This window comes from Gordonia polyisoprenivorans NBRC 16320 = JCM 10675 (assembly GCF_000241325.1).
In the GTDB taxonomy this organism is placed as follows: domain Bacteria; phylum Actinomycetota; class Actinomycetes; order Mycobacteriales; family Mycobacteriaceae; genus Gordonia; species Gordonia polyisoprenivorans.
In genome coordinates, this window is sequence record NZ_BAEI01000031.1 from 401422 (window position 1) to 414247 (window position 12826).

Here is a 12826-nt window from a genome sequence, read left to right on the forward strand (position 1 = left end):
ACCATGAGTGACAACATGATCAATTGGGAGAAGGATGCCGACGGCGTCGTCATCCTGACCATGGACGACAAGAGCCAGGGCGCCAACACCATGAACCAGACGTTCATGGACTCGATTGCCGCCACGGTCGATCGTCTCGAGGCGGAGAAGGACGACATCACCGGTGTCGTCATCACCTCGGCGAAGAAGACCTTCTTCGCCGGCGGCGACCTCAAGGACATGACCGCCGAGCAGACCCAGACCAAAGAGGAGATCGCCACCGCGATCACCGAGCGCACCAACGGCATGAAGAAGGTGCTGCGTCGGCTCGAGACCCTCGGCAAGCCGGTCGTCGCCGCCATCAACGGTGCCGCACTCGGTGGCGGCCTCGAGCTCGCGCTGCACACCCACCACCGCATTGCCGCGGACATCAAGGGTGTCCAGATCGGTCTGCCCGAGGTCACCCTCGGTCTGCTGCCCGGTGGCGGTGGCGTCGTGCGTACCGTGCGTCTGCTCGGCTTCCAGGCCGCGCTGATGAACGTGCTCCTGCAGGGCCCGCGGTTCAACGCCGCCAAGGCCAAGGAGACCGGTCTCGTCGATGAGCTCGTCGGCTCGGTCGAAGAACTCGTGCCGGCCGCCAAGGAATGGATCAAGGCCAACCCCGAAGCGGTCCAGCCGTGGGATGTCAAGGGCTACAAGATGCCCGGTGGTGCGGTCACCAATCCGTCGGTCGCGGCCAACCTGCCCGCCTTCCCGGCGATCCTGCGCAAGCAGATCAAGGGCGCCAACATGCCGGCTCCGCGCGCCATCCTGGCCGCGGCCATCGAGGGCGCCTACGTCGACGTCGACACCGCCGACATCATCGAGACCCGCTACTTCGTGTCGCTGGTGACCGGTCAGGTCGCGCAGAACATGATCAAGGCGTTCTTCTTCGACCTGCAGCACATCAACAACGGTGGCTCGCGGCCGGAAGGCTATGACAAGTACACCGCCAAGAAGGTCGGCGTCATCGGCGCGGGCATGATGGGTGCGGCGATCGCCTACGTCTCGGCCAAGGCCGGCATCGAGGTGGTCCTCAAGGACATCGACATCGAGGCCGCCAAGCGGGGCAAGGGCTACTCGGAGAAGCTCGAGGAGAAGGCGCTCTCGCGGGGCAAGACCACCCAGGAGAAGAGTGACGCGCTGCTCGCGCGGATCACGCCGACCGTCGACGCCGCCGATTTCAAGGGTGTCGACCTCGTCATCGAGGCCGCCTTCGAGTCGGTCGAGGTGAAGAACAAGGTGTTCCAGGAGATCGAGGACATCGTCGAGCCCGACGCCGTGCTCGGCTCGAACACCTCGACGCTGCCGATCACGATCCTCGCCCAGGGCGTCAAGCGCCAGGAGGACTTCATCGGCATCCACTTCTTCTCGCCGGTCGACAAGATGCCGCTGGTGGAGATCATCCGTGGTGAGAAGACCTCGGATGCGGTGCTGGCCAAGGTGATCGACTACACCCTGCAGATCCGCAAGACCCCGATCGTGGTCAACGACAGCCGCGGGTTCTTCACCAGCCGGGTCATCGGCACCTTCATCAACGAGGCCATCGCGGCCGTCGGCGAAGGTGTGGAACCGGCACTGGTCGAGCACGCCGGCACCCAGGCCGGATACCCGGCCGCACCGCTGCAGCTGTCCGATGAGCTGAATCTCATCCTGATGCAGAAGATCCGTAAGGAATCCCAGGCTGCCGCCGAGGCGGAGGGCAAGGAATTCCCGCAGCACGGATCGTTCGCCGTCATCGATTACCTCGTCGAGCAGGGCCGTCCCGGCAAGAAGGAAGGCGCCGGCTTCTACGAGTACGACGAGAACGGCAAGCGCGTGCGGCTGTGGCCGGGTCTGCGGGAGAAGTTCAACTCCGGAAGCAGCCAGCAGTCGCTCGAGGACCTCAAGGAGCGCATGCTCTTCGCCGAGGCCGTCGAGACCGCGCGCTGCATCGAGGAAGGTGTCATCACCTCGGTGCCCGACGCCAACATCGGCTCGATCTTCGGCATCGGCTTCCCCGCGTGGACCGGCGGTGTGGTGCAGTACATGAACCAGTACGAAGGCGGCCTGGCCGGCTTCGTCGAACGCTCCCGCGAACTGGCCAAGAAGTACGGCGCACAGTTCGAGCCGCCGGCCTCGCTGGTGGAGAAGGCGAACAAGGGCGAGAAGTACTGAGCCGCTTGATGAGCTGAGCGATACGCGAAAGTGGGGGAAGAATCTTCTTCCCCCACTTTCGCTTTCGTCCGCAGGAAATCTCTGGGGGACGAGTGGGACACCCGGGGAAGAATCTTTCCTCCCCGGGTGTCGTCGTCGGTGGCGACGGTTGCGTCAGTCGTCGTCGGCCACCTGCGCGGCAGCCGAATCGTCCACTTGCGCAGCATCACCCACCGACAACACCAGCCTGGTGCCATGCGGCGCTTCCTGGACCAGGCGCAACTGTGCCAGTGCCGGGTGTGCGTCGAGCACACGGCCGGCGTTGGCGAGTGAGCGCAATGCAGCCGTCTCCGCCCGTGCGGTCTCCAGCTTGGCCAGGCCGCGCGCCTTGGCGGAGATCAGCTCGGTTGCCGCCGAACGGATCTCACTCGGCACGATGACGTCCTTGAGCAGCGCCTCGGCGACGGTCACACCCACGGTCGCACCGACCGTTCGCGCAGCGGCGAGCACGAGGCCCATGTCGACTGCATCACCACGTGCCATCAGATCCTCGAGCGACACCGACGCACAGGAGTCGCGCAGCGCAACCTGAGCCGAGAGGTAGATGGCCGACCAGGGGTCGTTGGACTGTTCGACGAAGGCGACGGGGTCGGTGATCGTCGCGCGCAGGGCCACCGTCACGCGAACCGACACTCCCTCGGCCGTGAGGATCTCCTGCGGTGCAACCGAGATGACGCGCGCACGCATGTCGAGCCAGGTGTGGGTTGCCGTCCGACGCCGACGGTACTGGCCGGGTGTCAGCGTCCGGGACAGTCGTCCACGGCGGTATTCGAGAACGCAATGGCCGGCCGGGACGGAGACCGTGGCGAATGCGGATGTGATGATGGACAAGGCGAACCTCCCTTCGGCGGCGGTGTATGGCGGCGGACACCGCCCGCGGGCGGGTGCGTCGGTGGGGACACGCGCGAGACCTCCACGCGTGGCCGCAGGACCGAGGCCCACCGGGGTTCCCGGGGGCGGTGCCGAGTGGGGAGTCGAACCCCGGTGCCGTAGCACGGACCGTAGCCATACCTTAAATGGATGCGCGAGAGTACAACGCGCAGAACATGATCGACGGTACCCCGCGATCGGCTGCTCTCTCGTGCGGGAGTGAACTCTGCCAGGGCGGGTGGCGAGGGCGCAAGCGAATAAACGCTCAGCGGATCAAGCCGCGCTCGAAGGCCACCCGCACCGCTGCGGCGCGGTCCTTCACGCCGAGCTTGGGGTAGAGCCGCAGCAGGTGCGTCTTCACCGTGGCCTCACTGATCATCAGCTCGGCGGCCACCTGACGATTGGTGCCGCCACCGGCCACCGCCCGCAGCACCTCGCATTCGCGTTCGGTCAGCGCCTCGAACCGGTTGCGGCTCATCAGACTTGCCGCAGCACTCGGGTCGAGGACGCTCTGACCGGCTGCGGCGCGGCGTACCGCGGCGATGAGATCGGCACGCGGCGTCGCCTTGAGAAGGTATCCGTCGGCGCCTGCGTCGACCGCGGCCCGGATGTCGGTGTCGGTGTCGTAGGTGGTGAGCACGAGTATCCGTGGCGCGTCCGGGTTCTCGGCTCGCAGCACTCGGATCGCGCCCACCCCGTCGAGTTCGGGCATCCGTAGATCCATCAGCACGACGTCGGGGTGCAGTCGCGCGATCGTGGTGAGTGCCTCGGCTCCATCGGCGGCCTCGCCGATCACCGACATCCCCGGCTCCCGCTCGAGCATGCCGCGAATACCGTCGCGTACCACCGGATGATCGTCGACCACGACGATGCTGATCGTCGCATCCGTGGCGTCGCGCATCATCGCCTCGTCTCCGCTCGATCCGCCGACCGCGGCGTGCCCACGCAATCGGTCGACGCCGGGAACGGTAGCGCCACCGAGATGACACAGCCGGCTCCCGGTTCGGCTTCGATCTCGAGTGTCCCGTTGATCAGCGCGGCGCGTTCGGCCATGGCGGTCAACCCGAAACCGCCGTCCGGACAACGCCGCGTCTCGTCGGGGGTGAAACCGCGCCCGTTGTCCCGGATGTCGAGCAGCAGGGTGTCGTCGAGGTAGGTCAGGGTCGTCACCACCTGGGTGGCTCCGGAATGACGGGCCACGTTGGCCAGTGATTCCTGGGTGATCCGCAGCAGCGCATCGTCGCCCACCAGCGGGCGTGGGGAGCCGTCGACCCGTAGCGTCGCCGCGATGTCGTGACGTCGGGAGAACAGTGCGAGTTGCTCCTGCAGGGCGGTGGCCAGGGACCGGGCGGCCAGCGGTAGCGGCTGCAGGGCGTTGACCGCTCGACGTGCCTCGCCGAGCCCTTCGCGCGCAAGGGCTTTCGCGTTCTCGACGCGATCGCGCACCGAGGAGGCGAGATCGTCCTCATCGATCGATTCGAGCTGGGTGACGACGGCGACGAAGCCCTGGGCGACGGTGTCGTGCAGCTCGCGCGCCAACCGGGCCCGCTCGTCGTGGACACCACTGCGGCGGGCCTGCTCGAGGAGCTCCTGCTGGAGTTCGGCGTTGCGAGAGCGTTCGGCGATCAGCTCCTCGGTGAGTTCGCGGCGCCGCAGCAGGGTGGACTCACGGGCATCGATGACGGCCACCACCGCCAGACCGATCACCACGTTGAGCGCCCAGCACAGGATCGAGGCCCACCACGGGTCGAGGAGATTGTGCCAGCCGTTGCGCTGGGTGGCGGTCATCAGCACACACGAGCCGGCGACGCACAGCAGCATGGGCGGCCCGGTGAACAGGGACGCGTAAAGCATGTAGCCGGCCCACGACGCGATCCCGGCCATCGGTGTCACGGCGATCGCGGCGGCCAGCAGTGCGGTGGTGATCCCGAACACCGTGAACCGCCGCCACATCGGCGTGATGTCGATCCGGATCCAGAATTCGGTGAACGCCATCAACGTCAGCATCAGGACGGCGCCGATCACATGGTGCAGATGGGTGGCCGGCACGAGCTGGGCGACCACCAGGCCCGCGAGAGTGAGCACGCGCAGCCCCCACACCTCCGATTGCGGCGGCAGCAACGTATCCGGCCAGGTCAGCGTCGTCCGGCAGTCGATCCACCGGCCGTGGGGCTCGCGTTCTCGAATGCGATGCAGGAGGATGCTGCGAGGCCGGGTGCTCGTTGGCCGCGGGTTGCGGCGTCGGGTGATGCCACGCGGGCGAGGGTGCAGCGCCGCGTGGCTCTCCGACGCGGCTATTCCCACTGGAAGGTCCGCATCGCGATGATCGTGGCGAGAGCTCCCCACACGACCAGTGTGCCGAAGAAGCCGATCGGGGGCCAGCCCGTGGTCGCCGTGTCCACCAATGCCTGGGTGCCCGCGCCCGACGGCGTCAGATTCGAGATCGTGTGCATCCATCCGGGCATCGTCGACCGCGGTATCCACAGGCCCGCGAAGAACTGCAACACGAAGAACGCGAGGGTACCGAATCCCGCTGCCACCTTGGCATTACGGAACAACGACGCGATCACCATGCCCAGGCCGAGAAATGCCCAGCACGACAGCAGATAGCTGACGACGAAGCCGAACAGATGGTGCGGCCACTGGCCGGAGATGATGCCGGGGATCACCACGATCAGCGCGAGGCACACCAGCGACACTCCCATGATGAGCACGAACTGGGCGGTCAACAGCAGGAAAGGGGAGACCGGCGTGGTGCGTAATCGCTTGAGCACACCCATTTCCCGGTACCGGGTGAGGACGTCGGGCAGCGCCTGGACGGCGAGCATCGACAGCACGAACAACACCAGGATGGGCTGGTACACCTGAAAGGTGCTCAGGCCTCCGAAGGAGCCGACGGGCTTGCGGGCGGCCGGGATGGAGGCGATCACGATCGCCGCGGCGACCGGCAGGATCACCGTCCAGAGGACGACACCCGGGTTGCGTACGAGAAGCCGGGCTTCCGAGGCGATCATGGCAGTGGCGGCGCTCATCGTCGGGCTCCTTGCGTCGTGTCGGTATCGGCGTCGGTTGGGGGGTCGGGCTCGGTTGCGGTGGTGAGCGCCAGGAAGGCGTCGTCGAGGCTCGGCTGGTCGACGCGCAGCTTGCGGCAGGCGATCCCGCGCTCGTGCAGCGCGATGATGACCGCCGACGCCACGTTGTCGGTTCCGGTGACGATCACCCTCTCGCCGCTGTGGTCGATGCGGTGGACGTCGGGTAACGCGCTCAGTGCGTCGACGTCGACAATGGCGTTGGGTACGAACGACATTCGTTGGTCGGCGTGGACCGACGCGGCCAACTCCGCCGGGGTGTCGAGCGCGACGACCCGTCCGTCGTCGATCACCGCGACGCGGTCGCACAGGCGCTCGGCCTCCTCCATGAAGTGGCTGACGAGCAGCAGGGTGACGCCGGTGTCCTTGAGGTCCTCGAGCAGGCCCCATACCTCGCGGCGGGCGCTGGGGTCGAGGCCGGTGGTGAGCTCGTCGAGGATCGCGACCTTCGGATTGCCGATGAGCGCCAGTGCCACCGACAGCCGCTGTTTCTGCCCGCCCGAGAGCTTGGCGAAATAGGTGCGCTCGTATGCGCGCATGTCGAGCCGCTCGAGCAGTTCCCGCCAGTCGCGCGGCGCTTCGTAGAAACTCGAATACAGGCGCATCACCTCACCGACGGTCTGCTTGTCGGGAAGTCGGCTCTCCTGCAACTGGATTCCGAGTGCCTCCCGCAGGCCGCGGTCCTCGTCGGCCGGGTCGAATCCGGCGACGCGGACGTGCCCGCCGTCGCGTTTGCGAAGACCGCCGATGCACTCGACGGTCGTGGTCTTGCCCGCGCCGTTGGGGCCGAGGATGCCGAAGATCTCGCCCTGCGCCACCTCGAAATCGACACCACGAACGACCTGCTTGTCGCCGTAGCGTTTCGTCAGTCCTGCGACCTCGATCATTGCCATGACATCCAGCATGGCCGGATCGAGCGGGCAGCGGATCCACCGGATGACCACACCTCGGTCAACCGATCGGTGGACGCGGGGTGGGCTCGCGGCCTGAGGTGGTTCGGACGTTCCTCCCCAAGGTTCTCGTTCTTCCCCTGGCAATTTCTGAGGGAAGAACGAGAGTCTTGGGGAAGAATCGGGAAAGGGGCCGGTCAGCTCGCCAGGAACGCCGCCACCGTCGCCTCGAAGGCCTCCTTGGCCTCGATCATCACCCAGTGGCCACAACGGGGAAAGACGTGCAGTTGTGCGTCGGGGATCAGCCGCATCGGGGCCAGCGCCATGTCGGGCGGACTGACCCGGTCGTCGCGGCCCCAGGTGAGCAGCGTCGGGCAGGAGATCTTGTGCATCATCGCCCAGTACGGCGGGATGTCGGCGGTCGCCATGAACTGCTGTTGCATCTCGAAAGATGCTGAGCCGTACATCGTTCTGGCCGTGGCCAAGGCGTCGGGATTCATCGCCACCTCCCAGCGCTCACTGATGAGTTCCTCGGTGACCAGGGTGCGGTCGTAGACCATCGCGGTCAGCCAACGGACGAGCTTGTCGCGATCGGGGTCGTCGGCGAACTCCTGCAGGAGACGGAGGCCTTCGCTCGGGCTGGGGCTGAACAGGTTGGGGCCGACGCCGCCGATGGTCACCAGCTTCTCGACGCGATCGGGTTTGCGGATGGCCAGGTTCACCCCGACGACGCCGCCCATCGAGTTGCCGATCATCGGCGCCGAGGCGATCCCGAGTGCGTCCATGAAGGTGATCACCGATTTACCTGCGGTCAGCACCGGCATGCCCTCCCACGCATCGCTGACCCCGAAGCCGGGGAACTCGATGACGTAGCAGTGATGGGTCTGGGCGAAAAAGCCGAGGTTACCGCGGTAATTGCGCCATCCGGTCACGCCCGGGCCGGAGCCGTGGAGCAGGATCAGCGGCGGTGCATCGGCAGCGCCGGCCTCGTGGTAGCGCAGCACGCCCTTGTCGGTGGTCAGCTCGCGTCGGGTCGCGTCAAAGGAGACATCCACCCCCACAGACTAGAACGTGTTCTAGTTGTTTGTCATCGGGGTCGGCGGTCAGGTGCCGAGCGCTTCGGCTTCCTCCTCGCCGAACCGCTCCTCGAGTTCGGCAGGGGAGTAGTCGAGGTCGATCTCGGCGACGTCTCGACCGCGGGCCGACTCGATCGCATGCAGCCGTCGCTGCGCGCGATCGGCGGCGTAGGCGAGGAACTCGTTGTTGTCCAGGCCGAACGGTTGCTCGTCGAACTGCTCGTTGACCCACGTGATCATGCCCAGCGCCAACGGCATCAGCTCGCCCATCCGGGTGTTGATCGCCTCCCACAGCGAGTCGTCGGCGGCCACGTGACGACGGCAGGTGAACGTCCCCCACGCCATGTGGCGCCGCTCGTCGTCGCCGATGAACCGGATCAACCGCTGCATGCCGGGGAAGATGCCGTGCCGGGTGCACACGGTCTGCCACGCGTGATAACCCGTCAACGCCAGCGACCCCTCGATGACGTGGTTGTAGGTGACGCTGGCGCGGATCTGATTGAGCGGGGACGGATCGTGGTCGAGGACGTGCAGGCTCTGCGGCAACTCCTCGTAGAACAGCTGGCGGTAGTACGGGTTGTCGGCGACAAAGGACTGCAGATCGTCGTCGAGCCCCACCGCATCCATCCAGCGACGGAACACCTGCGTGTGCTTGGCCTCCTCGAAGCAGAACTGCGACAGATACATCTCGTCGCCGAAGCGCCCCTCGGCGGCCATCGCCTTCATGAACGGCTGGATGTCCTGGGTGACGGCTTCTTCACCAGCGATGAACTGACTGACCAGAAACGTCGTGCTGCGTCGTTGCTCGTCGGTGATCTCGTGCCAATCCTCGGCGTCGCGGCTGAAGTCGATCGCGGCCGGATCCCAGAACCGCCCATTGCCTTTCACGAACAGCCGCAAGGGAAACGAGTCCCAGTTCAGTCCACCGCGACGCAGCGAGGCGAAGTCCGATCGCGTCGGGGTGGAGTGTTCGGCGAGAGGCTTCTGGGCGATGGTCATCGGGGGTCACCTGCTTTCCCTGTGCGGTGAGTCCGACGCTATCGGGTTACCCGCCGGTTGGGGTTCGGAATCGCTCAACCCTCAGGAAACATTGCCCTCCGACGCCCGAGTACCTGTGGTGACCGGATCGCCGGAGTCCTCGTCGGGCTCGGATCTCTTGTGGGACAGGCTGCTTGGCCACCAGATACGGCTCCCGATGTCCAGTGACAGGGCGGGTACGAGCAGGGTCCGCACGATCAGTGTGTCGACGAGGACGCCGAAGGCCACGAGGAACGCGACCTGCGCGAGGAACAGCAGCGGGATCACCGCCAGCGCCGCGAAGGTGGCGGCGAGAACCACACCGGCAGAAGTGATGACGCCACCGGTCGAGGTCAACCCACGGATGATGCCCGCGCGGGTGCCGTGCCGGATCGATTCCTCACGCACCCGGGTCATCAGGAAGATGTTGTAGTCGATGCCCAGGGCGACGAGGAACACGAACGCGAACAACGGGACCACCGGGTCGGCGCCGGGGAAACCGAAGGGGCCGTTGAAGAGCAGCGCCGCCACACCGAGGGTGGTCGCGAACGACAACACCGTCGTCGCCAGCAACAACACCGGCGCGAGGATGCTGCGCAGCAACAGGATCAGCACCGCGAGGACCACGATGAGCACGATCGGGATGATCAGATTGCGATCGTGGATCGCGGTGGTGCGCGTATCGAGGTCGACCGCCGTCGTACCACCGACCTTCGCGTCGGCCCCCTCGATCGCGTGCACCGTGGTGCGGATGCGTTCGACGGTGTCCTGCGCGGCGAGGGACTCGGCGTTGTCCGACAGGGTGGCCTGCACCGCGACCTCGCCGTCGCGGACTACGGGCGCGCCGTTGCTGCTGAGCACACTGACCTGCGCGACGCCGTCGACACCGCGGGTCGCGGCGACGACCTCGTCGGCGCGATCGGCACGGGTGAGAATCCACGTCGGGGTGCCGGCACCGGCGTCGAAATGCTGTGCCTGCAGTTGCGCGCCGGCGACCGAGTCGACGTCACCGAGGAAGAAGTCGGTCTGGGCGATGCCGTCGGCCTTGAACATCGGGGCGAACGAGGCGCCGATGACCAGCAGGATCAACGTTGCGATCCACACGGTGCGGGGCCGCGCCGCGACCCACTGGGCGATCGCGTACCAGAAGCGATGGGTGTTCGAGGTGGCGTCGTCGAAGTCGGCGCTGGTGGCGCCGTTGCTCTTGGCGTCGGTCTTCGTTTCGGGGTCGGGCGTCTCGACCAGGTGCGGGCGCAACGGCCAGAACGCGGCTCGGCCGAGCAGGGCCAGTGCGGCCGGCAAGAAGGTCATCGACGCCAGGAACGAGGCGACGATCCCGAGCGCGGCGACCGGTCCGAGGCTGCGGTTGGAGTTGAGGTCGGAGAACAGCAGACACAGCACGCCGAGGATGACCGTGCCCGCCGACGCCGACACCGGCTCGATGGTGGCCCGCCACGCCCGGCGCAGCGCCGTGTACTTGTCGGCGGTGTGCATCAGTTCCTCCCGGAACCGCGACACCAGCAGCAGCGCGTAGTCGGTGGCGGCGCCGAAGACCAGGATGAACAGGATGCCCTGGCTCTGTCCGTTGAGTTCGAGCCAGCCCTGATCGGCGGCGAAGTACACCGCCCCGGAGGCCAGACCGAGCGCGAAGACCGCTGAGATGAGTACGACGAAAGGCAGGATCGGGCTGCGGTAGACGACGACGAGGATGAGCACGACGACGGCACCGGCCACCAGCAGCAACAGACCGTCGATGCCGGCGAACGCCTCGCCGAGGTCGGCGACCTGCCCGGCCGGGCCGGTGACCTTGACCTCGAGGCCGTTGGGTGGATTGGCCAGCGAGTCCCGCAACGTCTTGACGGTGTCGGCGGGCTCGCCCTTGGTGGAGATCGGGATGAAGACCTCGGCGGCCTTGCCGTCCTTGGAGCCGATGACCGGCGAGAACGCCGATGCGAAGCCCTCTTTGCCCTGCAGGCGCTGGGTCTGCTCGGTGAGGTAGGCGCGGTCGGCGGCGGTGATCCCCGAGTCGCGGACCGCGATCACGATGGCCGGGATCTCGGTGGTGTCCTGGAACCGGGACAGTTGATCGTTGACCTGGGTCGACTCGGCCGAGGCCGGCAGGAACGCGGTGTTGTCGTTGGTCGAGACCGAGGCGAGCTTCCCGGCGAACGGCCCGAGCCCCCCGCCGATGATCAGCCACACCAGGATCAGCAGGGCCGGGATCAGCCAGCGCAGAAACGAGCGCCGGGGAGGTCGAGAGTCGGGCATTTCCGAACTGGCCATGCGGTCATCCTTTCACGAGTCCGGAAGCCATTCGGTGCCGCGGCGGGATCGGAGGGGTCCTGGTGCCCGGCGAACCGTCCGCGTCGGTACTTGCGTACCGATCGCGGTGACGACGACGCCGGTTGCTGTGTAGATGTTTTGCGGCGGAACCTATCTCACGAAATCCATGCCGAGGCGTGCATGGATGGACGACGATGGCGACCGGGGCATTCGACTGTGCCGAGAAAGGGGCAGAACCATGAAGACCAAGGGCGCGATCCTGCGCGAACCCGGACAACCGTGGCAGATCGAGGAGATCGAGGTCGGCGACCCGGTCGCCGGCGAGGTCCAGGTGCGCTTGGCCGCGTCCGGGCTGTGCCATTCCGACCACCACCTGCGCACCGGCGACAGCCCGGCACCGATGCCGGTGCTCGGCGGACACGAGGGCGCCGGGGTGGTCACCAAGGTCGGTCCGGGTGTGACGCGGCTGGCCGAAGGTGATCACGTCGTCACCGCATTCATTCCGGCCTGCGGCACCTGCGAACCGTGTTCGCGGGGATTGCAGAACATCTGCGACGAGGGCGCACGGCTGCTGACGGGACTGTCGATCTCCGATGACACCCACCGCCTGCACACCGCCGACGGGACGCCACTGACGCCGATGTGTCTGCTGGGCACCTTCGCGCCCTACATCACCGTCAACGAGGCCTCGCTGGTCAAGATCGAGGACGACATCCCGCTGCGCGAGGCGGCGCTGCTCGGCTGCGGTGTGGCCACCGGATGGGGATCGGCCGTCGAGATCGGCGACACCCACACCGGCGACACGGTGGTCGTCATCGGCATCGGCGGCGTCGGGATCAACTCGATCCAGGGTGCGGCCGCGGCCGGCGCGCGCTACGTGGTCGCCATCGACCCGGTGCCGTTCAAACTGCAGATGGCCGAGAAGCTCGGAGCGACACACACCTTCGCCTCGATCGAGGAGGCCGCTCCGGTTCTGGGCGAGATCACCTGGGGCAAGATGGCCAACACCACGGTGATCACGGTCGGCGAGATCTTCGGTGACATCATCGCGCCGGCGTTGAGCCTGACCGGCAAGGGCGGCCAGGTGGTCGTCACCGGCATGGGCAACTTCGCCTCGATGGACGTCAAGCTCAACCTGTTCGAGCTGACCCTGCTGCAGAAGCGGGTCCAGGGTGCGATCTTCGGCGGGACCGGACCGCGTACCCAGATCCCGAACCTGTTGCGCGAGTACCGGGCCGGGCGGCTGAACCTCTCGGATCTGATCACCACCACCTACCGACAGGATCAGATCAACGAGGCCTACGACGACATGCTGTCGGGCAAGAACATTCGCGGCATGATCGTCTACGGCGACGACGACTACTGACCTGCACCGAAGTTCGACACC

General features: G+C 66.7%; 10 protein-coding genes. 2 read left to right on the top strand and 8 right to left on the bottom strand.

Annotation, left to right across the window (positions count from 1 at the left end):
* Positions 1 to 3 precede the first annotated feature (3 nt).
* Positions 4 to 2175, top strand: coding sequence for a 3-hydroxyacyl-CoA dehydrogenase NAD-binding domain-containing protein (locus tag GOPIP_RS09245; protein WP_006369377.1), 2172 nt, complete (start codon positions 4 to 6; stop codon positions 2173 to 2175).
* 153 nt (positions 2176 to 2328) lie between these two features.
* Here the strand turns inward: GOPIP_RS09245 and GOPIP_RS09250 are convergent, their stop codons facing one another.
* The 8 genes from GOPIP_RS09250 to GOPIP_RS09285 all read right to left on the bottom strand — a co-directional run bounded on the left by GOPIP_RS09250 (position 2329) and on the right by GOPIP_RS09285 (position 11439).
* The gene (locus GOPIP_RS09250; protein WP_006369378.1) at positions 2329 to 3045 is read right to left on the bottom strand and encodes a slipin family protein; all 717 of its coding nucleotides are present in this window, start codon (positions 3043 to 3045) and stop codon (positions 2329 to 2331) included.
* 304 nt (positions 3046 to 3349) lie between these two features.
* On the bottom strand, positions 3350 to 3985 hold the full coding sequence (locus GOPIP_RS09255) for a response regulator (RefSeq protein ID WP_006369379.1): 636 nt from the start codon (positions 3983 to 3985) through the stop codon (positions 3350 to 3352).
* Positions 3985 to 5205 (bottom strand): sensor histidine kinase, encoded by a 1221-nt coding sequence (locus GOPIP_RS09260; RefSeq protein ID WP_006369380.1) that lies wholly within the window; start codon positions 5203 to 5205, stop codon positions 3985 to 3987. Before GOPIP_RS09260 ends, GOPIP_RS09255 begins: the two co-directional genes overlap by 1 nt.
* 173 nt (positions 5206 to 5378) lie before the next feature.
* A complete protein-coding gene (locus GOPIP_RS09265) occupies positions 5379 to 6116 on the bottom strand; it encodes an ABC transporter permease (RefSeq protein WP_006369381.1) in 738 nt (245 codons plus the stop codon).
* The gene (locus GOPIP_RS09270) at positions 6113 to 7066 is read right to left on the bottom strand and encodes an ABC transporter ATP-binding protein (protein WP_035727610.1); all 954 of its coding nucleotides are present in this window, start codon (positions 7064 to 7066) and stop codon (positions 6113 to 6115) included. Before GOPIP_RS09270 ends, GOPIP_RS09265 begins: the two co-directional genes overlap by 4 nt.
* A gap of 194 nt (positions 7067 to 7260) precedes the next feature.
* Positions 7261 to 8118: an alpha/beta fold hydrolase gene (locus tag GOPIP_RS09275; RefSeq protein WP_035727559.1), complete on the bottom strand. Its 858-nt coding sequence runs from the start codon at positions 8116 to 8118 to the stop codon at positions 7261 to 7263.
* 48 nt (positions 8119 to 8166) lie between these two features.
* Positions 8167 to 9138 (bottom strand): R2-like ligand-binding oxidase, encoded by a 972-nt coding sequence (locus tag GOPIP_RS09280; RefSeq protein ID WP_006369384.1) that lies wholly within the window; start codon positions 9136 to 9138, stop codon positions 8167 to 8169.
* An 81-nt stretch (positions 9139 to 9219) separates the two neighbouring features.
* The gene (locus tag GOPIP_RS09285; protein WP_006369385.1) at positions 9220 to 11439 is read right to left on the bottom strand and encodes an MMPL family transporter; all 2220 of its coding nucleotides are present in this window, start codon (positions 11437 to 11439) and stop codon (positions 9220 to 9222) included.
* Between the two features lie 238 nt (positions 11440 to 11677).
* Here GOPIP_RS09285 and GOPIP_RS09290 point away from each other — a divergent pair, with 238 nt between their 5' ends.
* Complete coding sequence (locus tag GOPIP_RS09290; RefSeq protein ID WP_006369386.1) at positions 11678 to 12805, top strand: NDMA-dependent alcohol dehydrogenase; 1128 nt, start codon at positions 11678 to 11680, stop codon at positions 12803 to 12805.
* The last annotated feature ends 21 nt before the right edge of the window (positions 12806 to 12826 follow it).